This is a genomic window from Thioalkalivibrio sp. ALJ16 (assembly GCF_000377345.1).
In the GTDB taxonomy this organism is placed as follows: Bacteria; Pseudomonadota; Gammaproteobacteria; order Ectothiorhodospirales; family Ectothiorhodospiraceae; genus Thioalkalivibrio.
In genome coordinates this window covers 1412-28120 of the sequence record NZ_KB898037.1, presented here as the reverse complement: position 1 = coordinate 28120, position 26709 = coordinate 1412, and the positions used below count along the sequence as shown (strand labels likewise).

Annotated in this window: 31 protein-coding genes; all 31 read right to left on the bottom strand. The window is 64.7% G+C overall.

The genetic code is table 11. The features are described 5' to 3' along the window. Positions 1-69: 69 nt before the first annotated feature. The gene (locus D000_RS0100165) at positions 70-1605 is read right to left on the bottom strand and encodes a conjugal transfer protein TraG N-terminal domain-containing protein (protein ID WP_018871524.1); all 1536 of its coding nucleotides are present in this window, start codon (positions 1603-1605) and stop codon (positions 70-72) included. Next, on the bottom strand, positions 1602-1940 hold the full coding sequence (locus D000_RS0100160) for a hypothetical protein (RefSeq protein ID WP_018871523.1): 339 nt from the start codon (positions 1938-1940) through the stop codon (positions 1602-1604). The genes D000_RS0100165 and D000_RS0100160 overlap by 4 nt, the downstream gene beginning before the upstream one ends. Continuing rightward, positions 1937-3205 carry an integrating conjugative element protein gene (locus tag D000_RS0100155; protein ID WP_018871522.1) on the bottom strand — a complete coding sequence of 423 codons (1269 nt, stop codon included), beginning with the start codon at positions 3203-3205 and terminating at the stop codon, positions 1937-1939. The genes D000_RS0100160 and D000_RS0100155 overlap by 4 nt, the downstream gene beginning before the upstream one ends. Before the next feature lie 85 nt (positions 3206-3290). After that, the gene (locus D000_RS0100150) at positions 3291-4328 is read right to left on the bottom strand and encodes a TIGR03756 family integrating conjugative element protein (protein ID WP_018871521.1); all 1038 of its coding nucleotides are present in this window, start codon (positions 4326-4328) and stop codon (positions 3291-3293) included. Continuing rightward, complete coding sequence (locus D000_RS0100145; protein ID WP_018871520.1) at positions 4325-4720, bottom strand: TIGR03757 family integrating conjugative element protein; 396 nt, start codon at positions 4718-4720, stop codon at positions 4325-4327. Before D000_RS0100145 ends, D000_RS0100150 begins: the two co-directional genes overlap by 4 nt. After that, positions 4717-5142 (bottom strand): hypothetical protein, encoded by a 426-nt coding sequence (locus D000_RS0100140; protein WP_018871519.1) that lies wholly within the window; start codon positions 5140-5142, stop codon positions 4717-4719. The genes D000_RS0100145 and D000_RS0100140 overlap by 4 nt, the downstream gene beginning before the upstream one ends. Beyond that, the gene (locus D000_RS0100135) at positions 5142-7880 is read right to left on the bottom strand and encodes a conjugative transfer ATPase (protein ID WP_026279644.1); all 2739 of its coding nucleotides are present in this window, start codon (positions 7878-7880) and stop codon (positions 5142-5144) included. The genes D000_RS0100140 and D000_RS0100135 overlap by 1 nt, the downstream gene beginning before the upstream one ends. After that, a complete protein-coding gene (locus tag D000_RS0100130; protein WP_155999180.1) occupies positions 7880-8299 on the bottom strand; it encodes a TIGR03751 family conjugal transfer lipoprotein in 420 nt (139 codons plus the stop codon). The genes D000_RS0100135 and D000_RS0100130 overlap by 1 nt, the downstream gene beginning before the upstream one ends. Then, positions 8256-9659, bottom strand: a complete 1404-nt coding sequence (locus tag D000_RS0100125; protein ID WP_018993129.1) for a TIGR03752 family integrating conjugative element protein — start codon at positions 9657-9659, stop codon at positions 8256-8258. The genes D000_RS0100130 and D000_RS0100125 overlap by 44 nt, the downstream gene beginning before the upstream one ends. Continuing rightward, positions 9644-10426, bottom strand: a complete 783-nt coding sequence (locus D000_RS0100120; protein ID WP_018871515.1) for a TIGR03749 family integrating conjugative element protein — start codon at positions 10424-10426, stop codon at positions 9644-9646. Before D000_RS0100120 ends, D000_RS0100125 begins: the two co-directional genes overlap by 16 nt. Then, a complete protein-coding gene (locus D000_RS0100115; protein ID WP_018871514.1) occupies positions 10426-11052 on the bottom strand; it encodes a PFL_4703 family integrating conjugative element protein in 627 nt (208 codons plus the stop codon). Before D000_RS0100115 ends, D000_RS0100120 begins: the two co-directional genes overlap by 1 nt. Next, entirely contained in the window at positions 11049-11381 is a 333-nt protein-coding gene (locus D000_RS0100110; protein WP_018871513.1) for a TIGR03750 family conjugal transfer protein, read from the bottom strand. Before D000_RS0100110 ends, D000_RS0100115 begins: the two co-directional genes overlap by 4 nt. Before the next feature lie 38 nt (positions 11382-11419). Then, complete coding sequence (locus tag D000_RS0100105) at positions 11420-11797, bottom strand: TIGR03745 family integrating conjugative element membrane protein (RefSeq protein ID WP_018871512.1); 378 nt, start codon at positions 11795-11797, stop codon at positions 11420-11422. A gap of 12 nt (positions 11798-11809) precedes the next feature. Beyond that, positions 11810-12043, bottom strand: coding sequence for a TIGR03758 family integrating conjugative element protein (locus D000_RS0100100; protein ID WP_018871511.1), 234 nt, complete (start codon positions 12041-12043; stop codon positions 11810-11812). Further along, on the bottom strand, positions 12040-12342 hold the full coding sequence (locus D000_RS0100095) for an RAQPRD family integrative conjugative element protein (RefSeq protein WP_018871510.1): 303 nt from the start codon (positions 12340-12342) through the stop codon (positions 12040-12042). Before D000_RS0100095 ends, D000_RS0100100 begins: the two co-directional genes overlap by 4 nt. Before the next feature lie 309 nt (positions 12343-12651). Next, positions 12652-13395 carry a TIGR03747 family integrating conjugative element membrane protein gene (locus D000_RS0100090; protein WP_018871509.1) on the bottom strand — a complete coding sequence of 248 codons (744 nt, stop codon included), beginning with the start codon at positions 13393-13395 and terminating at the stop codon, positions 12652-12654. Then, positions 13395-15476: a type IV conjugative transfer system coupling protein TraD gene (traD, locus tag D000_RS0100085; RefSeq protein ID WP_026279642.1), complete on the bottom strand. Its 2082-nt coding sequence runs from the start codon at positions 15474-15476 to the stop codon at positions 13395-13397. The genes D000_RS0100090 and traD overlap by 1 nt, the downstream gene beginning before the upstream one ends. Continuing rightward, positions 15473-15985 carry a PFL_4695 family integrating conjugative element protein gene (locus D000_RS0100080; RefSeq protein WP_018871507.1) on the bottom strand — a complete coding sequence of 171 codons (513 nt, stop codon included), beginning with the start codon at positions 15983-15985 and terminating at the stop codon, positions 15473-15475. Before D000_RS0100080 ends, traD begins: the two co-directional genes overlap by 4 nt. 118 nt (positions 15986-16103) lie before the next feature. Further along, positions 16104-16358, bottom strand: a complete 255-nt coding sequence (locus D000_RS0100075; RefSeq protein ID WP_018871506.1) for a hypothetical protein — start codon at positions 16356-16358, stop codon at positions 16104-16106. A 69-nt stretch (positions 16359-16427) separates the two neighbouring features. Continuing rightward, complete coding sequence (locus tag D000_RS13615) at positions 16428-16748, bottom strand: transglycosylase SLT domain-containing protein (protein ID WP_369772905.1); 321 nt, start codon at positions 16746-16748, stop codon at positions 16428-16430. Positions 16749-16906: 158 nt separating this feature from the next. Continuing rightward, positions 16907-17677, bottom strand: coding sequence for a TIGR03759 family integrating conjugative element protein (locus tag D000_RS0100065; RefSeq protein ID WP_018871504.1), 771 nt, complete (start codon positions 17675-17677; stop codon positions 16907-16909). Further along, positions 17674-17913: a hypothetical protein gene (locus D000_RS14450; RefSeq protein ID WP_018871503.1), complete on the bottom strand. Its 240-nt coding sequence runs from the start codon at positions 17911-17913 to the stop codon at positions 17674-17676. The genes D000_RS0100065 and D000_RS14450 overlap by 4 nt, the downstream gene beginning before the upstream one ends. A gap of 15 nt (positions 17914-17928) precedes the next feature. Continuing rightward, on the bottom strand, positions 17929-18636 hold the full coding sequence (locus D000_RS0100055; RefSeq protein ID WP_018993128.1) for a hypothetical protein: 708 nt from the start codon (positions 18634-18636) through the stop codon (positions 17929-17931). Then, positions 18633-19337, bottom strand: coding sequence for a hypothetical protein (locus tag D000_RS0100050; protein ID WP_018871501.1), 705 nt, complete (start codon positions 19335-19337; stop codon positions 18633-18635). Before D000_RS0100050 ends, D000_RS0100055 begins: the two co-directional genes overlap by 4 nt. Before the next feature lie 952 nt (positions 19338-20289). Further along, positions 20290-20745 carry a hypothetical protein gene (locus tag D000_RS0100045; protein WP_018871500.1) on the bottom strand — a complete coding sequence of 152 codons (456 nt, stop codon included), beginning with the start codon at positions 20743-20745 and terminating at the stop codon, positions 20290-20292. Positions 20746-20882: 137 nt separating this feature from the next. After that, complete coding sequence (locus tag D000_RS0100040; RefSeq protein WP_018871499.1) at positions 20883-21527, bottom strand: hypothetical protein; 645 nt, start codon at positions 21525-21527, stop codon at positions 20883-20885. A 249-nt stretch (positions 21528-21776) separates the two neighbouring features. Next, positions 21777-22151 carry a hypothetical protein gene (locus tag D000_RS0100035; RefSeq protein WP_018871498.1) on the bottom strand — a complete coding sequence of 125 codons (375 nt, stop codon included), beginning with the start codon at positions 22149-22151 and terminating at the stop codon, positions 21777-21779. 340 nt (positions 22152-22491) lie between these two features. Continuing rightward, a complete protein-coding gene (locus D000_RS14250; RefSeq protein WP_018871496.1) occupies positions 22492-22656 on the bottom strand; it encodes a hypothetical protein in 165 nt (54 codons plus the stop codon). A 118-nt stretch (positions 22657-22774) separates the two neighbouring features. Next, a complete protein-coding gene (locus D000_RS0100020) occupies positions 22775-24169 on the bottom strand; it encodes a DNA cytosine methyltransferase (protein ID WP_018871495.1) in 1395 nt (464 codons plus the stop codon). Between the two features lie 107 nt (positions 24170-24276). Continuing rightward, a complete protein-coding gene (locus D000_RS0100015; RefSeq protein ID WP_017926590.1) occupies positions 24277-24612 on the bottom strand; it encodes a hypothetical protein in 336 nt (111 codons plus the stop codon). A gap of 280 nt (positions 24613-24892) precedes the next feature. Continuing rightward, positions 24893-26617, bottom strand: a complete 1725-nt coding sequence (locus D000_RS0100010) for a DUF4942 domain-containing protein (protein ID WP_018871494.1) — start codon at positions 26615-26617, stop codon at positions 24893-24895. Between the last annotated feature and the right edge of the window lie 92 nt (positions 26618-26709).

Here is a 26709-nt window from a genome sequence, read left to right as displayed (position 1 = left end):
GCTTATAAGCTGTTGATGCCCATCATCGTCTGACAGCACTCCTCCCTCGCCAACAACGAGCGCGGAGTGCTACTTCTTCCCTCGACTAGCAAAACGACCGGCGGCGGAGGCTGTGGCGGGCCCAGCGTTAGCCATTGGCCCCGTCGTTTTGTCGGCTGCAGCGACGGAATCGGCCACCTTGTAACCCGCCCAACCGACAATCATACTGAAAAGCACGGGCAAACCAATGTGCAACATCCCGATCACTATGTTAAGGATGCTTGCTCTTGTCCCTCCATCAGCGGACAGCAGAGACCCTAGATTCGATGCCACCAAGTAGGAACTCGTGGACGGATGCAACGCCGCCATCATACTGTCCTCCAGCCAGCGGCTGACGGCCCATAAGTAGCTCCAAAAGGTGATCGTGAGGATCGAGGCCGTCGCGATGAACACCGGACCCCAGGAGTACAGCGACAAAACGAGGAGGATCGGGAGCAGCATGTAGATCCCCATGAGCAGGAAGCTCTGCACCATAGGTGCCGCCTCGCGGATGGTGAACATCATGGGGCCATGGGTAAACATTTCGTGCGCGCCGACTCCAATCGACGCCGCAACCATCGAGAACATCCCCGACAACCCCCCGGCATTTGAATCGGCATTAGTCAGGCCGCCCGTAGCGACAGGAGCGTTGACTTCCGATTCCGCGACCAGTCGCCGGATCATCCGATCCTCGAGTTCCTCGTCTGACGCTCCAAACCACCCGGACATACGATCACGGGCACCCTCCCAAAACGTTGCGTCCATTTGCTCCAGGATCTGCCCCCGCAGGCTCGGGCCCGTATCCCCGTTCCACCAGTCCTCGCACGTTGGACGCCCGTAGTCCGGCTCGGCCCCCTCGTTGTAGTCGGGGTCGTCACGGGCGGCGATGTAATCAAACCCCGGCACGGGGCGGGCCGCTCGATAGTAGTCGTAGAATCCTTCGGTCTGCAGATACACGCGGGAACCGACGAACTCCGGGTCATCGATGCCGTGCTGATCCAGAAGGGACTCGACGTCCGGGCGATCATTCTGGAAGCGGGACCGTGCCCGGACAAAGCATTCGTTCGTAAAGCGCTGGACGTTCTGCGCCACTTCCGGGTCCGAGATCCGCTGGAGATCCAGCTCGATTCGTGTCCGGACCATATCCTCGGAGCATCCGATCCCCGCGATCGCGGCACCTGTGATCCCCTTCGAGATCGCCATGGTTGCGTACCACCAGACCGGCACGGTGGCATTCGATACATCGAAGGAGTCCTGGTAGGTAGTGTCCTCGATGTTGGAAATGTCCGGGACCTGATCGCAGCTGTTATCGAACTCCAGTTCATTGAGGGCAAGAGGCCAGATCGGCTGCGCAGCCAGCACGACGACCGAGAGCGCCTTGACGATCTCGACCTCCATCATGTGAACGGACTTCCGCGTTCCGGCCTTGGCCTCCTGCCCGGTGTAGTTGTCCACGAACGCGCGGACCACGATGAGCAGGAAGGGGACGAACGCGATCCCCGAGAACACCAGGATGTCCCACAGGTTCTGGAACTGCATCCAGCCGAAGATGGTCGTGAAGGCCTCGAGGGGATGACCGACGTTCATAGCATTAGCTCCACTGTGTGGCCCAGCAGGTTCTGTCCCAGCAGGATTTCCAGGATCACGAGCCAGCCCGCGACCCTCCAACGTGCATCCACCAGACGTCGTTGTGCCTCGTGGGGCAGGTGCCCACCAAGCCAGCTGACCCAGTACCGCCAACCGAACACCACGACCGCGATCAGGACCCAGCGCCAACCGGCCAGCATCCATTCAATCCGGTCGAGACGCGCCCGCACGACCTCTGCGCCTTCGATCATGTTCCACGCGAGTCCCGCCACGATGACGATCGCAAAGGCGGCGGTGACCCCGAGCAGGAGGTGGAATGGGATACGGGCTCTCATGGCCGTGGCACCACGCCGCCACGGACGGGGTCCGTGTCTTGCGGCAGCGGTGACGGCGTCCCGACGGATGCGCGGGTACGGCGCTGTGCTTCACGCAGGATCGAGCTGGCCGTGTTCGACACCACGGCCTGACGCGCCTCGATTTCCATCATCAGCGTTTCGATTTCGGAGGTGATCTCCTCGATGCCGTCCCGGATGTCTTCGCGGGCGACTCCGGCCGCATTGATCTCCGGTGCCTTTCGGCCACTCAGCAGCATGCGGCGGGTCAGCAGGGCCTGTTCCATCGTGCGCGCCGTTGCGACCTCCTGTGCGAGCCGTCCGGCCGCCACCATGCGGTCGGACTCCGGGAGTTCGCGCAGTGCCTCGATCAGGCCACGCGATACCGCTACACCGGGCGCCGAGACGTCGCGCAGGTTGCTGCGGGTGGGGTTGGTCGCCCCCGAGACGAGCTGCATCAGATCCTCGCGGACCTGCTGGTTGGTTTCTTCGAGGATGGGCAGGAGGCCCACGCCGGGGGTGGTCTCGCTGCTACAGCCGTCGCATGTGCGGATGTGTTTGTCTCCGATCACCCGGGTTGCCCACTCCTGCGCTTCCTGTGGGGTGTTCCAGGTCCGTGCCAGGAGGGGTGTTTCACCACTGCCGGCATAGGGCGTGCCGGCGTTCGGTGGCCGATCCAGGGTGATGTTGTAGCCCGCCCGGACGGTATCGCTGATCACGTCGATTGGCTCCTGATCCTGTCCGCCGCGTTTCCCGGAAATCCATCCGACCCCGCTATTCCCGGCATTTGCATCGATGTCCTGCCGGACCTGTACGATGTCGCCGCCAGTACCCATGGCGGAACGCCAGTCCTCCCCCTTCGAGAGGGTGACCCATTCCTGGTAGGGATTGCGGCCGTCGGCGATCGCGGCCTCCATTTCCTCGCAGCTCTGCGTCGCGAGCGAAAGCTCCTCCTCGGCTCGCAGCAGGTTGTTCTGGAACAGGTCGTACAGACCCGGATTGGACCGCTGGAGCACCATGGCTGGTAGAGAGGCGATCGCATTCGTGGCGGCCTGAACCATCTGATCGACCATGTCTTCCATCCCCTGGGCGACTTCGTTCAGGGTGTTTTCGACGCTGAGAAGGGGGTCGAAGCTGCCGCAGCTGTATCCCGCGCTGGCCTCCGCTCCGAACGCGAGTCGGATCGTCGTGACATTGGGATTCGGGGCATTGGAAATAGGCTCGGCCCCGCCCACTTCGTAGTACCAGAACCCGTCTTCGGACGGCACGAGGGCATGGCCGGCGGTAGGTCCCCAAAGCGCCGCGCAGGCTGTAGCAGCGATCAGTGTTTTCCGCATCCGCATGATCCGTCTCCTAGAACGTGACGGAGCCGAGGTAAACCTGGCCCCCGATTTCGCAGCAGTTGTACGGGCGCCAAAGCGTCCAGACGTAGTTGCCCTTGAGGTTCGTCTTGTCGCTGGACCAGCCATCCTTGTCCCCGGTGTCGTCTTCCCCAAACACTTCGCAGGTGTTGGTGCTTGTGGGCATGTGCATCTGGAAGGTGCCGGTTTCTTCGTCCCGCTCCACCAGTTCGGGGGGGAGCCAGACGCGGTATCCGGATTCATGCACCACGTCGTCGCCCGGGAGCTGCTCGTAGACATGCCCCGACTGGCTTTCGCGCGTGGTGATGTCACCCGCCCGCTGGGCGACGATCGCCGCCGCCTTGGCATCTTCGGGCTGGGAGACATAGCCGGAGCGGGGATACAGCGCGCCCCAGGTGTAGTCGTCCCATTCCCCTATTTCCCGCTCACCCTCCACGAGCGATTCGGTGTAGAACATTTCGGGCACCGCGTAGCGCCAGGCGAGTACGCTGCTCGCGGACTGGTAGTAGGGGTAGAAGGCTTCGGCCGTCGCGGCTCCCGGGCAGATATAGGGGACGTCGATGTACTCCAGGATCTCCATGAAGGGATGCCCGACCACATCCGCTTCCTTGAAGCGCAGTTGGCGCGCATCGCGGGAATGACGCCCCTCCAGCGTGTTTCCGCCGCCCACGAAAGCGTCGAAGGACAGGATCGATTCGGCGGCGGATTGCTGCGCGGATCCGAGCGCTCCCCGAATCTCCGCCCACGGGTTTTCGCCCGTGTTCTGATAGGCTGAAATGACGGCATCCGGGACGTAATGCCGGATCCGCTCGGTCGTGACTACGCTGCAGCCGGTAATGGTGCAGCGCAGCCACAGACAGATTCCGATGATTTCCCAATTCAGGCAGGACGAGAGGGCGCTGCTCGTCTGCGAAGTGATCTGGGCGGTACTGATCGTGTCCGGGTCCTCGGCCTTCGCGGGGCTTCCCACCAGCAGGCAGAGCGCGGCCACGATCCCGACGCCGGTGCTACGCACGGAACCCCGGATCATTGCCGCCACCGTTCATACTCGCGCAGGCCGCGCGCGAGGTCCGTCGTGCCATACACCACGGCCTGGCCGTCGAAGACGATAGCCGGCACCTGTTCAATGTTCAGGCGATAGGCGCGCAGCAGCGGCTCGTAGGCGGCTTCAAGATCACGGTGCGCCTGGGCGTCCAGGCGCTCCTGGGCGATCGCGGCGGCGGCGTCGGGGTCGGCGGGAAGCCCCTGACTCAGGGCTTCCGTTGCGCGGTCCACTGCGTCCACATGATGGATCTCGACGGGGATCCCCCGGCGGTCGGCCGGCGTGGTGGACACGGTCGTACCGGTGGTCACGAAGACCTCGATCTGCCCCGGGTCGGCGCTGACGGGGCTGACCCCCACCAGGAGTAGAACGGCCATCATTCGTCGCATGAGCGGCCTCCTGCGCTGGCTTTCGGAGGAAGTTGCAGCTGCGCCCGGAAGCGCTGTTGGGGCTCATTCAGCATGCGCTCGCATACGTGGCCTTCTGCATTCGCCAGACGTATCGCCAGATCCCGCAGCGGCCCTGTCGGGACGTCGCCACGCTCGACCTCGCGTGCCAGTGTCTCGGGCGTGCGCCCGTGAACGGTCAGCTCCATCAGCACGACGTCGCGGTGGGGGTCGGTGAGCCACCCGCCCTTGTGGATCAGCTGCCCCTCTCCCTGCAGAGGCAGGGTATGGATCTCCAGGCGCTCCGGGCCGCCGTCGTGGCCGGGCATCAGGAACAGGCCCTTGCGGCCGCCGGCGACCAGCAGCCATTCGGTCCAGGCGAAGTCGCTGGCCCAAAGGTGGAGTCGGTTGACCATCACGCACCTCCCCCGATCCGGCGCGCGACTTCTTCGGCGGCTTCGACTTCCGAGCATCCCAGCTCGTCCATGATCTTGCGGCGCTCCGACTTCTCGTGCTTCTCGGTCATCGCCAGGGCCAGGGCGATCGGCGGCGGTACGTTGCGGAACAGCGTTTCGACCTGATCGGCGAGAACCACGCCCTCGACGTACTTGCCGGGTTCCTTGCGGGCTCCGAGCAGCAGGCTTTTCTGCTCGTTGGTGAGGTCCTTGAAGCGGGCGATCTGCTCGATCTCCTCCTTGGGCATCACCAGGCACATCCACCACTCCATCATGTTGAGCATCTTCCGGGACGCATCCGGGAAGTCCTCAAGGTTCTGCGTGGCGATCCAGAACCAGGCCCCGAGCTTGCGCCACATCTTCGTGATCTTGACGACGTAGGGCGCAAGCAATGGATTGGTCGTGATCATGTGCCCCTCGTCGGTGAGCACGAGGGTCGGGCGTTCGGAGTGCTGGTGTTGCTCGACCAGGTCGTTGATATGGTTCATCAGGCCGACGTAGGCCACCGTGAGCTGATCCTCGTAGCCCTCGCGCGCCATGATCCCCATATCAACGATCGTCACGTCGGCCTCCGGCCAGCGTTCGCCGGGCCGGTTGAAGACCTTGCCGGCGAACCCGTGACAGAACACCTCCATGGACTGCGCCATTTCGCTGACGCGCTTGCGGCGTTCGGGGGAATCTTCTTCCTTCGCCACCTCATGCAACCCGGCGACCACGTCCTCGGTCAGGACCTGCTCGCGTCCCGCTGCGCGGACGTTCTTGGCGGCACGGAGGATGCCGTTGGCGATGGCGGTGTTGTCCGGGCGGCGCATGTGCGCCTCCTCGCGAGGATCGCCGCCGGTGATCATAATCTTCGCCGCGATCTGCATTTCGCCGAGCAGGTCGCGTCCCTCCTCGATGTCGTCCTCCTCGTCCTCGTCGGGGACGTCTTCCTCGATCTTCTTGTCTACCAGGGGGTCATCGAGGAGCTGGGTCGCCGCCGCGAACGGCGGCAGGCTGACCCGCTCCTTGGGGGTAAGGGAGACCTGATTGACCGAGACGCCCCGGTGGTCCAGGTACCGGCCCAGCAGACCGAACGAGTTGCCGGCCTCGATGATGAAGATCCGGGGCCGGTAGACCGCCACCATCTGGAGGATCAGATAGGTGAGCAGGGCGGATTTGCCGGCTCCGGTGGGGCCGAGGATCAGCGCGTGGGCGTTCTTCTTCCGGTCCGAGGGATGCAGCGGATCGAACATCAGGGGCTCGGCCCCCCGGTTGTAGAACAGAAAACCGGCGTGGTCCGTCCCCTTCGTGCGCCCGTAGAGGGGGAGCAGGGCGGCGAGGTGGTCCGCGTACACGTAGCGGCTCCGGCGTGTGACACGCTCCAGGGACGGGTCATAGGCCATCGGCAGCGCGCGCAGATAGGTATCCAGCGGGAGCAGCTCGGCCTCTCGGGTGATGATCTGCAGGCCGTTCGCCACCAGCCGCGAGGCCAGTTCGTTGCGCCGGCGCACCAGCTGCGTGTCGTCCTCCGCGCGGATGTAGAACGCGATTTGGGTGGGGTAGAGCTTGTTGCCGCGCGCGAGTTCTTCCTGCGCGGTCTCCACCTCCTCCAGTGCCAGCCGGGATTCGATGTTGTCCCCACGGGACGCGGCGTGGATCTGCCCGATATGGTTGGAGACCTGGTCCTGCGGCTGAATGGTGATCGTGACCGAGAGGATCGTGCCTTCGGGGGCTCGGTCGAACAGCGCATAGATGTTCTCGCCGGCCTGGCGTTCCGCCGTGAAATGCCCGGTCTTGGGGGCTTGCCGCAGACTCTGGACGTTCAGCACCGCATGGGGCATCCCGTCGAAGCGCCAGACGCCGGCCTCGGCATCCGACACCGGCATCGAGTAGGTGAACAGTTCGGCCAGGTCGCGGCCGAACGGGAGATCCTCGTCCCCCGGATAGGGGGCGACGTTCAGCAGCTTCTCCGGGTCGCCATCGGCGACCTCGGGGCGAGGGTTGAACCACGGGACGAGCCACTCATACAGGTCCTGCGCCTTGCAGCGCTTCACGCCGACTCCAACGGCCTCCAGGGAGGTCGCCCATTGGGCGGCCACCTGGTTGAGGGTCTCGTCGGGGGACAGATCACCCGCGATCGAGCGACGGTACAGGCAGGCGCGCACGCGGCGTTTCTGCCCGCGCCATGCGCCCCCGGTCACCTGTTGATCCACAAAGAGCCCGCCCTCCTGCGAGATCCGGTGGAGGTGGTGGTCCACCTCTGCAAGGTAGGCGTCCCGAAACGGACTGTCCTCGGACCGCTCGCGGGCATAGGAGCGGATGTGCTCCGTGACGCCGCCGAGAGCGGGGTCGTCCTGCACGAACACCTGCAGCACCCACGGGGACCCGTCCACTTCGGGAACCGAATCGGTCAGCGCGCCCTGGATCTGCTGGCGCAGGTCCTCCATGTACTCGGGCGTGCGCGCCTCGGAGCTGGCCGGGGTCAGCTCGAACAGCGCACCAACGCTGTTGCGGTCTTCCAGGAGGAACACCTGAGTCGCCGGATCGTAGTCCGTCCACGGCAACAGGTCCGTGAACGAGTTGGGCCGGCGGTAGAGGTCCTTGACCTCGGCATGCGTCACCGGACGCGACCCACCGAGGTTTGGATTAGGCCCCTGGCTCTCGTCGTCACCCTGGGTTGAGCGACCCGGTAGGAGCGAAGTCAGCATCTTCAACATCATCGGGCGCCCGCCTCTCCGGGAAGTGCGTAGTGGTGGCGGTCGTACATCGGGAACGACGTTGAATACCCGGGCACCGGGACCTCGTCACGACCGGCCAGGTGCGGGTAGACGAACATCACCAGCGTCGGATTGGGGACCCGACTGAATCGCGTCTCGATTTCGTCGTGGGCGGATCGGGTGTAGCCCGCGAGATCCGCCGTGCCGTCGTGGACGTTTCGGCCGATCGGCTGCTGCAGCGCCTGACGTGCATCATCGACATTGGTACGCCCCATGGACTCGAAGTGTCCTTCGTACACCTCGTCCATGGTGGGCCCGTCCTTCGGGATCACCTTGTCCGCCGATGTGGAGGCGCAGCCGGCGGTCAGGACCGCACTAATCAAGAGTGCGATAGGTAGAGCGGCGCTCGAACGCTTCATGGGAGACCCTTCTGCCTTCAAGTTCATAATCGATCCTCAGTTCCCGGTCGATGTGGACGGCGACCGTCTCGCCGGCGGGGGCGAAGACCGCGTCGAAGTGACTTTCCTGACGTTCCCGCAGCCACTGCGCGACTTCGCGGGCGGCACCGGAAGCTGCGCGGCCGGCAATGAACTCCCCGGTGTCGCCGGTGACGATGTTCTGTGTGAATCCCTCCTGGCCCACGATCTGCGTGGTCTGCGCGGCAGCGGCGGCGTCCGCAGCGGCTTGTGCCGTCACGATGCCGGTGGCCTGTGCCAGGTAGGCCGGCGCATTGGAAATGCGATCGCCCGGGATGCAGGGCACGCCCTGCTCATTCGAGATCCAGCCGAGGGTGTCACCGGAATCCCCATCGGGATCCGGCAGAGTGCGAACGGTGCCGTCCTGAAAGACGAAGGTGACCGACTCCACCGAGCCCCGGACACAGGACAGCGTCCAGTCACCCATCGCGGTCCCAGAGAAGATCATTCCCTCGATATTGGGGATGTCGATGTCGTTGGCGGCCAGGTTGCGTTCGCCCACGATCACCTTGAACGGCACCGGGTCTTCGACCGTCCCGCCGTGCGGTACGCGGCCGATCAGGGCCGTCATGGCAGTGGAGCCCATCAGGGTCGAATTGCGCGGCACCGTGTACCGAGGATCTTCCTCCGGCGTATCCGTGCCGGTGGCGCGAGCCGCCGTGTCACGCGCGCGTTCCACCCCGGCGGTCCCACGATCCCGGATGGTGCCGGCCGCCGACCGGCTGCGATCGAGAAGACCGCCCCCTTCTTCCTCGGGGTCGTAGCCCACGGGATTCGTCCAACGCAGGGTATCGGCGGATTCGGGTTCGGCCGTGCGGGTGCGGTCCCGAATGACCGGGGCCTCGTCCTCCCGGATGCCCAGCCCGATCGGGATGTCGCTCCCGGGCACCAGGTCGGGATCCTCGTCGCGCTGCTCCAGCTGCTGCCCCATGTCCTGTACGCGGGAACTGAGTTGGTCCATGCGCCCGAGGAGTCCCTCCAGGTGGCTTTGGCGCTCCGGATCCGGTTCCTGGCGTGCCTCCTCGGCCAGCTGCTCGCGCATCCGCTGGTTGTCTTCGCGCAGTTCGCGCAGCTGTCGGCGCGTCTCGCGCTGCTCGGCCGTCAGGGTGCGGATGGTGTCGATGGCGGTGTCCGCGTCCGGCTGCGCCGCCGTCTGTCGCTGGTCCAGCGACTCCGGCGCCTCGGCCGTGGGTTCGGTGCCGCAGGAGCGAAACATCACCAGAATCATCAACACCCCGACGACCAAGCCGATGATCGGGAGAAGTCGATTCCCTTGGGTGGAAACCATCAGCGCACCCCCCAAAAGCTCTCGTCAAAGGGGCGATCGGACACGACGTACACGGCGGTCGTGTCGGCTTCGTGACCGGCCGGATGCAGCCGCGCATGCTGAAAGGTGGCCGTCAGCCAGTCGCCCCGCAGGTCTCGGGGATCGAGCGTGACCGGGGACTCCGTGGCGTTGCGCAGCTTGACGGCGGTGACGTACCAGCGCCCGCCGCGCCAGGCCGCGAGCGGTTCGGCGGTGACGGCCGCGCCCCGGACCAGCCGGACCGGCTCCTGGTTCAGCGACACCTGGCGCACGCCGGGCATCTGCGGGGCGAGCCGGCTGGGGCCGTACAGGGATTGGGCCGCGAAGCGTGTCAGCGCCACGTAGTCCAGGTTCTGGTGGTCGGGTTCAGAGTCCGGGGCGTCGGTGGCGTGGTCTCGCCGGCTCCCCGGCCGATGAATGACGACCTCATTGGCGCGGGCACCTTCTTCGGCCGAAAGGTCGAGCATGAAGGTCGCCCCGGACTCGACATCGGCGATGACGGCACGGGCGGAAGCGAACGAGGATTGCGCCTTGAGGTAGACGATCCCATCGTTCGAGAACACTCGGACCTGATCATCAATGTGAGGGGGAAGCCCCACGCGGACGTGCCCGGCCGGGAAGCGGATCAGCCGCTCCTGGCCCACGGGCAGGGTGACCTGGACGGGCGTGCCGTCCCACGTAATGCGGTCGGGGCTGTCGCCGGCGGTGGCCGACACCGGCCCCGCGAGGGCCGCGATAAGGGCAATGGCGAGGATCGGGCGCATTACTGCTCCTCCTCCGGGTCGATGCGATAGGGGTCTTGGGCGAAGCCCGCAAGGGCGAGCCCCCAGGGGTTGGATTCGGGGTCGATGTCGTAAGCGACGATGCGCAGGGGATACCGGATGAAGACCTGCTTAACCCGCTCGCCGTCGATGCGTTCCTCAACCTCCACGTCCAGCCATACGGTCCACGTACCGTCACCCGTGGCCTGCACGCGATCCGGGGTGTAGCGCAGGCCATCAATCTCGCGGATGGACCGGCTGCGATCCCGCAGCTCGCCGCGCCGTTCGCGTTGCTCCCGGTCCGCTTCGAGGGTCTGCTGGAACCGTGGGGTCAGGAACGCCTGCAGCGACCAGAGGTTGTCCGAATAGTCCTCGCGGCCGTCCTCGGGCCAGCGATGGATCTGCTGCCAGATATAGAACGCGAAGGTGTAAACCGAAGCGGGATGTACCTCTCCGGCCTGCATTACGCCGCCGGTGCGCAGATCCGGGGGGACATGCACCGTCAGGCGATCGGGGGCCTGCTGCCATCCCCACCACAGGCCGAGGGCCACGAGTGCCATGACGGCGATGACGCCCCGCAGGGTGTTGATATGCGATCGGGCGCTGTCGAGTTCCTTGCGGTATCTCACGAACGTCTCCCCAGGTCCCAGGTGCCGCTGCGCAGCGTCACCGGAACCTTGCGCAGCCCGCTCCGGTGCAGGGCGAGCATGGCGCGTTGTTGGTAATAGCCGGTGGGTCGGCCCCGCTTGATCTTCTGGAAGACCGTGGCGGTAATGAACACGGTCCCCAGCACGGCGACTGCGGCGATTCCGACACCCATCATCGGGGCACCGACCACGAAACCGATCAGGATCCCGACCGGCAGCCAGCCGATCACGGCGAGCGCGAGAATGGCGAGCAGCTCACTGGAGGAGCAGCCGCGAAAGATCGGCGGCTCCTCGTTGAGCCGCTCGGCCATTCGGTTTTCGAGTCCGGGTGTCGCCATGACGAAGAAGCTCAGGGCGACTGCATGATCGACATGGCCTGAGTGACGAAGAAGCTCAGGACGAGGAGGATCACAGCACCCACCACGCCGAGCAGACCGACTTCGCCCCATTCGGCCTTGCCCTGCCGCGCCTCGTTGAACTTGGTCAGCGCTGTCCAGGAGACCCACAGGAAGGAAGCGATGGCGATCAGCGTCCCGAGGAGGGTCGCTCCCTCGTAGAGGTAGCCGCGCATGAGGTCGATCCAGTTGCCGGCCTCGAAGCCTCCGTCGGGCTCGGGCGCCGTGGGCAGGTTCTGCGCCCAGGCGGGCGTGCTGTGCAGAGCGAGCACCGCGCCACTCAGGAACATGGTGCGGGCGCGGGCCCAAGAGCGTTTACAGGTACTCAACATCGTTGTGTCCTCCTATGGACGGATGAAAAAACCCACGAGCATCACCACCACGGCGGCTCGAATCGCGACCCAAAGCAGGTCGAACATCGGTATTTCGCGATCGCTCCAGGCGCGGAATTGGCCCATCACGACCCACATGAGCCAGATCAGGTAGGTGACCGCGACAATCGCCGCGATCGCGAGCCCGAGGTCGGCGCCACTCGCGCCGGCCCACTGCTCGAACTGACTGGAGGCGTTCCCGCTCACCGGCGGTAATCACCGCTGAGGGGCTCCACCCGGCGGGGTTGGGCGCGCGGTGCCCGGAGGTGCTCCTCGATGCCGGCTTGCACCCGCTCCAGGTCGTGGCGCAGCCAGTCGTACTGGAAGCGGATCCGTGCGTCGGGGTCGGCATGAGCTTCGGCCCGGTCAACCAGCGCGTGCAGGGCCTGGATCTCGTGGGCGAGTCGGCTCAAGCTCTCGCGTTCCGCATCGCGGTCGGCCAGCGCCGCTGGTGTGAGGGTGATCATCACCACGCCCGTAGCGAGCGCGACAAGGGACCTGTGCATGACGTGTGACTCCCAGGCGTTAGCGTGAGCCACAGTCTTGTGATTTCCATCCGTGACGACTACGAAAAATCCTTAAACCGATCGCAAGGGTTTTTCGGACGCCATGGGTGGAGCCCTGGCACCGTGCCAGTCGAGGCTTTGAAAGGGCGGGTTTGGCGAGGGTGAAACGTGGGCGGGTCGCGCGGGCTGTATCGCACGGCCGAGCGGGCGTGCGGTGTCGAACGTCGGTGGAAAGGGGTTTGGCGTCCGGCCGTCCGGGACTGGAGAAACGCGGTGCGCTCGTGACACTCGCCGAGGCGGGTGGGGTTCTCAGAGGTATTTCTTGAAGCTCGAAGCCGTAATGGCGATGGTGATCGCATTGAGCAGGGCGAACGGGAGAATGACCCAATTCGGGTGGACCGAAAACGGCAGGGCGAGGTAGACCACCCAGGCCATGGCGATCGAGGGTGCCATCAGTCGTTTCGCGTGGTGGTAGACGAACGACGATTCGCGGCCACCCCCCCAGCGGCGCAGATCGCGCTGCACGAGTCCATCCACCATCGCCACCAGGGCGAACAGGACGAACACGGGCATGGCGAGGGTCAGCACCCCCAGGCGGAGTGCGAAGACCTGTGTGATTGCCATACCGGCCAGCACATAGGGCTCCACCGCGACAAACCCGTTGCGCAGGGAGTGGGCGAATCGACCATCTTCGGGGTGCGCCGGGACCGAGAGCCATTCGACCAGGGAATGGATACCCGTGTACTCGAACATCAAGCGATAGGACACATCCGCGAAGCTACGGGCGAAGTCCGCCGGATTCGAGGTCAACATCGACTGGCGAAAATCCTCGTTCAGGTAGCCGATCTCGCGTTCGAGCATCTGCTGACTGTGCTGGATGCCCTGGTCCGGCCAGATCCAGGTCATTCCGACCCATTCCGCGATCAGGGAGAACAACAGCGCCGCGACCAGCCAAAGGAGGATTTGGCCGACGAGGTTCAGCGTGCGGCCGATCAGCCCCGGCTCGCGCTGCTGCGCGGGGTGTTTCGATGCCTGTCGGCTCGCGCTTGCCATCAGGCGGATTCCTGCGGACCGACCGGCATGGCGGCGTCCTGCCACCAGTGCTCGGCCGTGGTGTAATCGCGCTGCATGCGCTCGGCGATGTCGGCGAGGGACCCGGGCATCACCGGATCCGCTTTGCTATCGGGGAGCGGCATGCGGATTTTCCAGAGCTGCCCCCCCTCGATCAGGGCGAAGGCCTGGCCCTTGGGCAGGGTGACGATGTCGGCCGGCGTGAGCAGCGGAACCTCGGAAACCGTGATGCGATCTTCGTTGCGGCTGGAGAAGTGCTGGTCCGATTCGGGGTCGGCCGAGTCGTTGGTCCCGGATACCTGCATGAGCGTGTTGATCTCGACCTGCGGAAGCTGCGCCGTGAGCATTTCGGCCGTCTCGTACTCCTTCACCCGCAGCATGACCAGTGTGTTGAAGTTACCGGCAACCTGGCCGGCCTTGGGCTTGGATCCGATTCGAGCCTCGACGTCGGACCAGGTCTGCGTATAGGCCGTGACCTGGAATCCCGCTCCACCGGCCTTGTTCAGCAGGGGGATGAACTCGTCGCCGATCAGCTCGTTGAACTCGTCGGCATGCACATTGACCGTCGGGAGCCCCGACCGGCCACCGTCCGGTAGGCCGTCGTCCTGCCCATGCTTGTACAGCTGGCCCGCGACGGAACAGAGATCCGCGAACATCGAGTTACCCACGGCCGCCGCCACGTCGGCATCCGAGAGCGCGTCGAGGCCCACGTAGACGATGCCGCCGGTGCGGATGATCTCCCGCCAGGAGAAGATCGGGCGAGGGTCGTCGGTGTCGAGATAGTCGGGGGCGATCAGCTCCGCCGTCTTGCCGGTGGTCAGCTTTTCCATCAGGGGGAGCAGCGAGGCCACGATCTTGTCGAAGTAGGTCTTGTCGTACTCGAACGCGCTGCGCAAGCCATCGGCCACGGGGTCGAAAAGCCCCTGCTCCTTGGCGTAGAGCATCAGCGCGACGGCACGCCGGTCCCGACCCTGCAGGTTGCGCGGCAGCTGGCGTTCATTGGTGTTGGCCTCACGCCGCTCCACGTCCTCTTTCCAGCCTTCGGGCGCTACGCGAGGGAGCCAGTGCTCGTAGTATTCGATCAGCAGGGGCTCGATGTAGGTGATGTGTCGGAGGATCTGTTGGTAATCCGGGCGTCGGCCGAGGGCCACGATCGCCTGTGAAACGATATTCACGAACCGCCACGCGAACTCCTTGAAGGCGGCGCTGTTGCCTTCGCTCGGGAGCTGGTTCGAGACACGGGTGGCGACCTCGGTGATTCGGCTGAACGATCCGACGGCGTTGTAGCGCGCGGAGTGGTCCGGGTAACCGAGGTGAAACATATAGAACTGGTCTTCGCGCCCCGCGCGGCGGGCTTCGGCATACATGCGCTTGAGCAGCTCGGCATCCCCCTTGGGGTCGATGACAATGGTGACGTCGCCACGCCGGATGTCTTGAGTGATCAAGACTTCGGCCAGGCGCGTCTTGCCCACCCGGGTCGTGCCCAGGACCAGGGTATGCCCCACGCGCTCCCCGAGATCCGTCCAGGCGTCTTCCTCGTCCGGCTCAACGGCGTGCAACGCGGGTTTCCCGCCCACGGGGGGCAGGGGGGCCGCAGGGTTCCACCAGGATCGTTTCCCGAGGGCCCGCGCGATCCCGCGCAGGCCGGGAGTGGACTCCCACTGAACTTCCTTGCGACGCGCCCAGCGGTACAGAGGGCCGGGGTCCACGTAATGCTGGACCTCGGGTCGGATCGTGTCCCGCAGGCGCTGCGTGTGCTTCTGCGTCCAACGGAACCCTCGCCCGAGGTAGAGCTTCCGGCGCGAGACGGGGATCTGTTTCGCGCTCATTGAAAACTCGGGCAGCTGTCGGAGGTGGCGGTGATACCGCATGATCCTCCATCCCTGTCGCGCTCGGTGTACGGCCAGCGCCCCAAGCAGAGCCGCCGCGACCCAGGCGATCGAGGGGGTCATCATCAAGGCCCAGGGTGCGACGACTGCGATGACGGCGGCGGCACCGGCCACAAAGGCGGAATAGAACTCGATCGGCGGCCGCAGCAGGGCCTCGACGGGCAACTGACTCACTGCTCGATCCCCTCGCGCGAGATCAGGACCGGGTAGACGTCGAGCTGCAACCGCTCGGCCAAATCATCACCGTGCGAGAGCTGCACCGGGATCCCGTTCGCGGTGTCGCGCACCCGCTCGAGGTCCTCGGAGGTTTCTGCCTGAACGAGCATGCACACGGCCCCTGCCTGCAGCAGGGCCGCGCGGTGGTGCTCCAGCCAGGCGAGCGATTGCGAGTCCGATCCCACCAGGCAGAGCGGACGGGGCATATTCCGGAGTGTCTCGCGCACATGCGCCGGCGGCTGTCCCTGCAGCGGTGCCACGCGCAAGCGGGACGGCTCGATGGGCAGCATGCGCTCGGCCGCGTCATTCAACGGGGGGAGCGCGGCCCTGCTGCGAGGGGCGGGCTCCTCGGCTCCCTCCAGCCGCTCCAGGTACGGGCCGGCCGGTTGGCCTTCGCCAGTGTCGAGGATCACCTCCAGGGCCTGCGCAGAAGCGGGCACAAGGAGGAAGGACAGCAGAGCAGCCACAAGGGGTTTCGGAATCACGGCAGGACCTCAAACGTGTGGTGAACTTGGGACCGGTGGAGGGTGCGCGCAGCAAGCGGCGCGATAGCGTCACGGCGCTGGTTACACACGTTGGCGTTCGCTACTCCTCGCGTTCCGTGGAGCGGCGTCGGCGAGCAAACGTCCACCATGCGATCCGCGTGGTCAGACCGACGAGTACCAGTGCGCCGATCCAGACACCGAAAGATCGGGGGTTTAGCTCTACGCCGGCCAGATACCTGAATCCGGCAAGGATCAGCGCGACGTGGATCAACGCCAGTGCGACGAGAAACGCCGCGATCAATCCGACCGCTTGCGCGCCGCGCAGGTAGTAGAGCCAGTGAGATTCGGGATTCACTGCAGTCTCCTTTTTGGAACCGGAGTCTCCCGGTGCTGGAGTCACCGGCTGCGGGAACATCGATCGCGATCACGGCAGGGCCTCCAGATGGTGTTGGACGCGGGCCCGATGACGGGCGGCGTGGGCGGTGTTCGAGGGCGCGTGATAGAGGCCGCTGGCTTCCAGCCAGTGGCCGCTGCGTTCGTACTGTTCACGCAGAATGGCGGCACCGATGCGGAGGTTTCTATAGGGGTCGAGGGCCAGCGCTGGATCCCGGAGCCGTTCCTCGTGCCAGTGCCAGTTGACCTGCATGAGTCCTATATCGATGTTTCGCTTTCCGGCCGCGAGGTGACGCTCCAGGGCCTCCAGGGCCTCTTGGTAGGTCCGGTATCGCTCCGGTCGTCCACCCACATTGAGGGTCCAGGGCCAAGGCCGTGCGACACCGGTAGAGAGCCGCGCGCCAGACTCGGCGGCGGCCAGGGCGTACAGAACATCCGCTGGGACGCCCTCGGCCTGCGCAACACGGTGGTAACCCTCGGGCACTCCCGCCGCCGCCTTGGTTGCAAGCGCTAGGGCAAGACCGGCTGCCAGCGCTGTCCGGATTGCCGCAACAGCGAGGGGGTGTCGTGATCGGCCAGAGTGCCGTCGTCGTGGTTGAGGGTGATACGACCGGCTCGCACCAGATCGATCGGAATCGCATTCTCCGCCGCCCATCGGCGCACCTCCTGATCCGCATCGGTATCCGTCAGAAAGATGTCCAACCGCCATTGCGCTCCGCCCTGCAACCGCTCCACGGCACGGTCGAGGATCTCCGCGCAGGCCGCACAGTCGCGGGCAGCGACCAGTACCACGCGATCGTCGGCATGAAGGTCGGCCAAGGTGGGGGCGCTGGGTTCACTGATCCGAGACGCAGAGCGGCCCGCATCGCCGGACCGATCACGGGGCTCAATCAGCACCCGGTCCGGGTACAGGCGATCCCACGCGGCATCGTAGGCATGCTGGAAAGCCAGCTCCCCGGTGACGCGGTCCCGCTCCTGCTCCACGGCCAGCTCGGCGTAGTACCGCCGTTCGCGCTCGGTCTCTGCATGGATACCCAGGACCCATATCGGATCCAGATCCGGCGTCCAGAGTCCTCGTGGACCCTCCATGATGGAGTCGTATCGTTCCCATTCGGTGTCGGATAGATCCCAATGTTGGGTCCGGGCCGGTGCCGACTCGACACCCTCGGACGCGCGGGCCTCGGCGCGGGTTGCGTCGGACTCGACCGAACCGGCCTGAACGGTTCCGGCCAGGCCGACCGCGACCAGTGACGCGATCACGCAGTAGCGAGACCGGGTCATGGGTGCCCCCGCATGCAGGGGCGGCCGTCAATGAAATAGGTCCGCCGCTCCCAGGAGGACGAAAGATCCGCTTCGACCCGGGCCTGCTCCGCGAGCCGATCGAGGCAGGTGGGGGGTGGCTCCGGGATTGCGACGGGCTCGACGGGGGCCGGCTCGGGTGCTACCTCGGGTTCCGGATCGTGTGTGGCCGCGATGACGCCGACCCCAATCAACAGTAAAACGACAGCTCCACCCATGATGCTCTCCTGCTCCTACTCGTCGTGGATGGCGAGGGCGTGCATGAACCCGCGCGGGTGCCGGAGGACCGCAACGCCGGCGTCCGAGTCGAGGCTTTCCAGCGTCCATTGCCCGTAGCGGTCACCAACACGGATCCGCTCGCGACCGTTCGCGCCTTCCAGGATGGCGAAGTGTCGAGACCCCCAGTGTTCGATGCCCGTCAGGGTGGCATTCGGTTCCGGTGTCTCCGGAACGGCCTCCAGGCGGGTCACCCGGCGCTGTGTGGCGTCCAGGTCGTCCCTCAAGGCCTCGATGGGATCGGTGGATCCCGAGGGCTCCACCTCGTCCCGCAGCTTCGCCAGTTCGCCCTGCAAGGCGTTCAGTTGATCGGTCACTGCCTGGTCGGGGTCTCGGTTGTCGATCGCCGACTCCAGGCCGTTGAGCGTCTCCCGGAGCGCACGGTGCTCCGAGCGAAGGGTACGCAGCTCGTCGTCCTGACTGGCGACCCGCGCTTCCAGGGACGCAAGCAGCAATTCCAGATCGTTGACGCGATTGGCGTCGTCCTCGGTTACCGGCTCAAGGGCGTCGAGGGTGGGCTCCTCGGTCTCGTCGCCACCGCCGCCCATGAAGATCAGGAGCAATGTCACCACAACGGCGAGCCCGGCGACGGGTCCGCCAACCTTGAGCCAGCGCGGGACGGGCCGAGGGGATGGACGGGGTTCCGACTTCTCGGTGGTGCTCATTGGTCACCTCGCAGAATCGACCGGGCGCGCGACGGGCTGTGGTGGTTGGCCGCCGCATCGCTGGGGATTTCCAGCTCGACGCCGGTGCGGAGCTGATTGGGATTCGGTGCATTGGCCGGGAAGAAGGCGTGCGGGTTGGCCTCGAACAGTGCTGCGGCCATACGCACCGGTTGCCCCGGCGAAATCGCCTCGGCGATGGAGCGGAGAGTCTCGCCGCGCTGCACCGGGCCATACATGCGGGTCGTTGGGGGCTTCGGTGCGAGCACGTCGCGCACGTTATCGGCCTCGATCGCTCGGCCGCGAGCGCGCGCGGCTTCGGCGTAGGGCTCACGAGGCTCGTAGGAGATCTCGCGCATGGTGGGATCAACGACCAAACGCCAGGTGGAGCCGGCGAGGGTGGTGAGCGCATTCTCAAGGCTCAAGGGGCCGAGTTCTCGATGCACCTCGGGAAGCGGACGAGTCAGCAGCACCCGCATGGCAGGGTCCGCCGTCGCGGGGTCCTCCAGTCGATACCCGCTGTGTGTCAGGAGGTAGGTGAGTGCCGCGCCGACGTGTTGGATGTCCGAGGGAAAATCCATCTGGACCGTGACCTGCAGGGGTTGCACCTGCTCGGGCGCGGGTGCGTCAGCGGCGGTCAGGTATCGGCCCACCTGAATATCAGTAGCGGCGGCGCTCCCCCAGGAGGTGAACGCCAGCGCCACAAGGAGTGCGGGTAACCGTTTTCGCATGTCTTCCTCGCCTGCTTGGAATAAAGGCCCGCGCCATCGGAGGCAGGCGCGGGCACCAGCCCTACGGGTATGGGCTATCCGATGCCAAGGCAACGGACAAGGCGTATTGTCCGTACCCCGTCTGCGGCGGCTACGAAAAATCCTGAATCGAGCGCCAAGGGTTTTTGAGTTATCCACAAAAACTGTGGATAACTGAACGGAAAAGAGGGGGAAGAAAGCGAGGGAACAAGGACTTGCCAAAGGTGGGCAAAACGTAACCAGCCACCCCGGTTGGTCGGGGGTGGCTGATCCGCGAGTTGACTTCGATTGAGGTGCGTCAGGACCGGGCGCGTCGATTGTGCGATGGCCCGGTCGAATGGGAGGCGTCCCCGGGGCGGATCGATCTCACCCTCCTGCAGTAGCGAGTCGTCTTCCGGCGATCCATGGTTTGGGGGAATGGATCTATCTCGAATGGCGCGGCAGTGCCGCACAAAGGGACCCACGCTGCATCTGGCGGTGGGCGGCCAGTGATTTTGATCACGGAGACCAAGGCCTCCCCACGGCGGACGCATTGCACCCGCCGTGGGGAGACCTCCCTAAACCATTCGAGAAGAACTCGTGCCGGGCCCGGAGGGCCCAACGAGTTGACTTGTGAGCCTCCACCGAGGCTCGGTATTGATCGACTGACCCGAGCCAGGGACAAAAGTGGGCCAGCCGTTAGCACCGGGCCGCCTACGGGGTCGCGGCGCCCCCACTCTCGGCGCGTAGGGGCTTTTGCCGACGGGCGCCGGCAAGGGGCCTGATACGCTCAGGCGGGCGGTGTAATACGCATTCAACCGCAAGGGTCTATTCCGGGCAATCCTCCCGGCTCAAAATGTTGAAAATCAGCCGTCATTCCCCAGGGCCGCCCGCGACCCTCGGGAATGACGGCCCGAAGGCCGTCAGATTAGATCCAGCGGAAGACGTGTTGCAGTCGCTCGCCGGCGGCGCAAGGAAGCTCGACCACGTCCGCGCGCGCATTGCTCCACGCAGTTCCGCCGAGTGCCTTCGCCTCCTTCCGCAGCGTCCTCAGTCTCCCGAGAGCGTCCGGAGCAGGAAGCGTGGCGACGTAATCGCCCACCAGGGGTGAGCCCTCGTCGGACACCCGCAGGGTGCGGTATTCCGGCGAAGGAAGCGATGCCGCCGCGATCCGGGGTAAATCGATCATCCCTGAAACCGCGTTGGCGGCCTCCGTGCGGCTCAGCCGAGGCAACCCCTCGGCATCACAGTCTAGGTCGAGAAACATCCCATTGGGGTCCTTCCAGGCGGCCCAGGCAAGCAGTTCCGCGCGTGTGCCGACCTCCAGGAGTCGCTTCTGGTACAGCGGGTCGCGATACAGCTCCGCGAGTTCATAGGTGTGCATGTGTCTGTCTCCTGCATGGAGGGGACAGACCGCCCCCATGGGGACGGTGTCCCCTTGGGGTGAATAAACGTCATGGACCCACCGGCAATACCGATGGATCCATGGACCGATCGGGCCCCTTGGTAAAGGGGGCTGGCTTACGTGGTGACGGGTTTCGTCACGAAGTCGAGGGGGTGGTTGCCCATATCTCCGAAGAACTGCTTGTACTCGCGGAGCAGAGCCTCCAAAAGCCACGGCTTGTCCGCGACTTGATGGTGGGCTTCCGGTTTCAGGGGCTCCCCAGCCATGGACACGACGAGATCGCCGTTGCCATCCAGTTCGAGGATCAGCGTTTTGCCGTCCGGTCGTTCGATCAGGCTGGGTCCCTGGTTGAGACGAACGAAACGGCTCGCCAAACGGGGAAGCATGGGCTGTTCTTGGTAGAGGATCATTCCATTGACCGCCTCGGCGACGGTCTTCGTGATGTCCCAGACCTCGAACTCCGGCCCTAACAGCTTGGCGAAACAAACGGGGATGTATTCCCCGTCTCGGGTCGCAAACGATACCCGAATGATGTCGCCCTCCGACCCGCCCGGATGGGCGTAGACGGCGCAGTGGTGGATCTGTGAAAGATACTCATGGAGGCCTTGGCCGTTCATGTCGCGGGGCTTCGACCAGTATTCAATGCTGTTCTCCGGATGACGGCACGCAACGGCGTTTTCGATGAAACGCCGGAAGTTGTCCACGGTGTCCAGCAGTTGCCCGTCCAGGGGTTCCCAGGCATGAAATTGAGAGTAGCGCATGTGTCTGTCTCCGAATGGAGGGGACAGACCGCCCCCACGGGGAGCGGTGTCCCCGTGGTGGGTGAAGTGAATGGATCGACCGGCGAAGCCGGCGCACCCCTGCCCGATCCGGAGGTGCTTTCAGGGGCCTGATACGCTCAGGCGGGCGGTAAAGCCGTCATTCCCCAGGGTCGCGCGCGACCCTCGGGAATGACGCCCCCGAAGGGGCGTCGTTTTAAGGAAAGGGACTCCCCGGAGAGGATCCGGTGGTCACATCAACTGCAGCATGGCGAACATGGAGGCCAGGATCGCGCCGGTTTGAATGAGCAGGGCCCGATACATTTCGGCACGGGTCACGAACGCCTTTAGGTCCTCCTTGGAGGCCATACGCGACTCGATCGAATCGATCCTCGATCCGATCTCCCGGAGGTCCTCCTTGGAGGCCATACGGGCTTCCAGTTCTCGGAGGTCCTCCTTCGTGGCCATCTGCTCGCGAAGGAGCCGGAAATCCTCCTTCGTGGCCACTCTCGATTCCATGAGCTCCAGCATCGCCTGCGCCTGCACTTCCGCCTGCTCCTCCGATACACCGGCGGAGCGGAGCTTCTTGACGTAGGCATGGGTGTCGAACGCAATCATGCTTTCCATTATAGCGGTCTCCTCAGAGTTTCGGGACAGACCGCCCCCACGGGGGACGGTGTCCCCGTGGTGGGTGAAGTGAATGGATCGACCGGCGAAGCCGGCGCACCCCTGCCCGATCCGGGGGTGCTTTCAGGGGCCTGATACGCTCAGGCGGGCGGTAAAGCCGTCATTCCCCAGGGCCGCGCGCGACCCTCGGGAATGACGCCACCCCGCGCCAGTGGCGGGAGTGGCGGTTGGTCAATGGCGCCGACGGTTTTGCCGGCGGGCGATCAGGTAGGCGCCGATCATCACGATCCCGATCAGTGCCAGCCCAATGAACACGCCGAAGTCTTCCATGAGCATCATCTTAGCTCTCCCAGCAGCCCACGAGCCAGAGGATCAGGCCCAGGACCACGGTGCTGAGTCCTCCTGCGGTGAATCCACGTTCGATGAACAGAGCCAGGATCCCGGCAACAGCCAGCAGTATGCCAGCCTGCCGCAGGCCTTCCTGGATTCGTGCGAGATCGAACATGCTCAGTCTCCTGCATGGAGGGGACAGACCGCCCTTACGGGGATCGGCTGTCCCCGTGGTGGGTGAAAGCGTGCTCGCCCAGCAGATCGCTGGGTGAGCACGGACGGAGCGACAAGGGTTATGCCGCGACGGATTGATGTGGCTGCATCGAGTCCCGCAAGGCTGCGAGCGCACGCCCGAGGTGCATTCCGACGGCTTCAAATGCGGCGTACACCACAGACTGACCCAGGATTTCATGCGCGCGCGTGGCGGAGAGCCCTTCGATCAGGGACTCGGGAACCGCTTTGACGCGGGCATGCTCCTTCGGTGTCAGCAACCGAGTGAGTGCCGGGTCGCTCGGATGTCGAATGAACGGCTCGGTGGACCGCGCCTTGGCGTACCCGCGCCCGATGGTCCCGAGGCTTTCCTCGGATCCATCGAGGAGCTGCCGCCGAAAGCCTTTACCGGCGGCCTTGTCGCGGACCTCCTTCTCGGCCAAGTAGCTGTAGGCCTTCCAGGCAGGATCGTCAGGGTCGATGTCCTCCAGGATGTCCCGGATGCACGACTCACGATCCCGAACGGCACGCAGCCCGTCGAACGAGAATGGAACCTCCGGGTTGGTTGCAATCATGCAGAACCGATTGCGGCGCTCCATCGAGCCCAGCTCAAATCCGTCGAGAACCGTCTCGTGCAGCTCGTAATCGAGGCTGCTCAAGATGGACCGGATCACCGTCATGCTGGTCGTGGTGCCGTACTGAGGCACGTTCTCCAGCAGGATCACACTCGGCCGCAAGGTCTGAATCGCCGCTAGGAACGCGACGAACAAAGGACCAGCGGTTTCGTGCTCCTCGGCTTTCGCCAAGCGGTTTTTCGCTCGACCCGAGAGGGAGGCCCCTGTGCAGGGAAGCCCCGCCGCGAGGATGTCGATGGCCGGTAGCTTGCGCCATTCCACATCCTGCATTGGAGCCTCGATGGCGATCGAATCCGACTTCCAGATCGGGTTGTTCGCCAGCGATGCCTCCAGGTAGTCACCGTCCGACTCGTTGGCAAAGGCCAGCTCGACGGGGACACCGGCGGCGGCAAGGCCTCGATGGAGCGCGTGGTCCAGAATGCCGCCACCATGGGCCAGAGACGCCATGCGTAGCGGATCGCCTTGATTCAGGCGTTGTAGAAGCCGTTTCGAGCGTTCAGCCGTTGCTCGATCGTGATGGTGGACCCGGATCTCGATCGAGCCAGGACGGATAACGACGCGGACCCGTTTCGCTTCGCCAAAAGCGGTCACCAGTGTTTCGCCCGACACGTCGATAACGGGCAATTCCTGGTCGCCGCGTTTGCGACGGGACACCCTCCGGTCACCCGTTGGGGTGAATCGAAGGGTGAGGCCGTCATGCGAGCCCTTCACGTTATCGAGACTCGTAAGCTCGAAATGCTGGCCGGGACTGATTCCGGCCCGCGCCAGCCGTCGGCCTTCCAGCCACAACCGCTTGGTCCCCTTGCGTTCGCCCAGGGTCGTGTAAATCACTGTCGTTGCCATACGTCTATCTCCTGCATGGAGGGGACAGACCGCCCCCACGGGGATCGGTTGTCCCCGTGGTGGGTAAAAGAAAGTGGGCGCGCAGATCGCGTCTGCCGCCCGGGGCGTTAGCCGTACCGGATCCGGTGGAACACCTGGAGTTCTTCCTCCACGGAAAACCCCTTGAGGTGGTAACTCCGGATCTCCTGATCCCCGGTCTCGAAATCGATCTCGGGTTCAGTGGAGAACCACAGGTCGATGCCGGTTGGGGGATCACTGGAGGGGTGAACAGCTCCCTTGCGGTTGAGGAACTCCACGGCCGCTTCGACCGCCGACCGGTCCTCGGGATCTTCGGGGTCCATTCGGACGCCCTCGGAATCGATCCATCCCCGCTGTGAGGGTTCGCCAAGTTCCAGATCGACGGGCTTCCATCGCTCGAACGTGATCTTGATACGCGCAGTCATGGTCTGTCTCCGAGTGTTGGGGACAGACCGCCCCCACGAGGGACGGTGTCCCCGTGGTGGGTGAAGTGAATGGATCGACCGGCGAAGCCGGCGCACCCCTGCCCGATCCGGGGGTGCTTTCAGGGGCCTGATACGCTCAGGCGGGCGGTAAAGCCGTCATTCCCCAGGGCCGCGCGCGACCCTCGGGAATGACGCCACCCCTAGCCAATGGCAAGGGCCGCGGTGGTTCAAACTCTGTCATAAAACCCGCCACAGGCAAATGCCTGGGCGGGTGTGGTCTTCATGCAGTGAGACGCTTCTGAGACGCTTCCAGCGCCCTGTCCACGTCAATGCCATGGCGTTCGAGCACGCGCCCGATGGCCTGGTCCACTGCTTCGTGGGCGCGGCGCTTTCCGTCTTCGTCCCGACGGCACAACTGGTCGAAAGGAGACCCCCAGCAGAACCTTTCCATCGGGGTCTTCCGGACCTCCTCTCGAAGCTCCTTGTCGAAACGCTCCGCTTTCTCGTATTGAAGCCAGAAGTCCTCGCTAACGCGAGCATCTTCCGGCGGCAGCCACTCACGATGCCGACCGACCAGGCGGTTCAGACGATCCACCACCTCCTTGTTGCGAGGGAAGAAGTGGATCGTTCCAGCGCCAGGGTAGTACCGAAGGTCGAAGTACGAGCTGCTCACCCGCTCTCCCGAGCGCAGCGATTCAAACTCCTTGGTAAAGGCGTCCTCAATGCCGTACTCCGGCTTTTGCTTGCCGTCGAGCATCGCAAAGACCTTGTCGAAGTCGCTCAGTAGACGAAGGGAATCAAAATCGAGGCTCTGCCTCCACGATGCCGTTTCATGCCCAGGAAGGATGAAGCGGGTCATCTTGATCCGCATCCCGGCTTCCCTGTGACGATCGTTCGACTTCCACCCCCGGTAGTACACGGCATTCTCCGAGTGATACCGGGTGATCTGGTCGAACACGCTGCACGCCATCTTGAGCTGGATCTCGCCCTGGTTCTCGATCACGCCCAAGAGGAATCCGTAGATATTGCTCACGGTGAACTCCAGGGTCTTGATCTGAGCGAAGTGCGACTCAACCTGCTTCTGCCCGGCCGAGGACAGCCGGTCGGTCACACGCGAGGATCGGAGAATCCCGGTCCATGCGCGATCCTTGAGGTCGTCGTAGCGCTCGGCCAGCTCACGTCGGACGTATTCCACCGAGGTTTTATCCCCGAAGGCATCATCACAGTATCCGCCGGTCACAGCGCCCATTGAGCGCCCCAGGAGGGCCTTGTACCGCCGAGCCCTTGCGTCCGAAAAGACCGACTCGCGCGCGGCCCTTACGGCTGCGTTGAAGGCGGTCACAGCGTTTTCAATGGTCGAGCCCCCCAGGGCCAGCTCCTGCGGCTCGTGATAGCCGCTCGCGAGCCCTGCGGCCGTCATGGAGTCCCGCTCAAGGTCTTCCATGATCGTCCCGGCCAGATCCTGCTCCAGGTCAGCGGTCTTCCGCAGATACACCAGCGCCACCTCGACGTTGGTTTTCCGCTCGGAATCCTCCCCGGCAAACGCGGTTTCAACGAACTCCACTTCGCCATGAGCCTCCACAAGCTGGACGAGACGGCCCCGTTCTTTCGAGCACGGGTTTCGGATCGTTTCAGCGTTGAGAATCGCCACGATCTCCCCATCCCACAACAAGTCCCAGGCTTTCAGCGCGTGATGCACGCCTTGGGCGAAGGGTGGATTGAGAATGACGTGGCTGTACATCGAGCCGGAATTGAACTGGAGGAAGTCGAGCCCAACGACCGAGTAACCCTCGTCCCGCAAACGCGGGTGGCGGGTGATGTCGATCTCGACGCAGTCGATGGGGGATCTCCCCATCCGCCGATCCGAGGGCGCGGCGGCCAACAGGTCGCCGTTGCCGGCGGATGGCTCCAGGACGCGAACAAAGTTGCGATCCCGGAACTTGGACCAGGCCTTCTTGGCCAGGGACTTCGGGGTTGGATAGAACTGCAGTTGTTCAAAGGACATGGTCTGTCTCCGAGTGTTGGGGACAGACCGCCCCCACGAGGGACGGTGTCCCCGTGGTGGGTGAAGTGAATGGATCGACCGGCGAAGCCGGC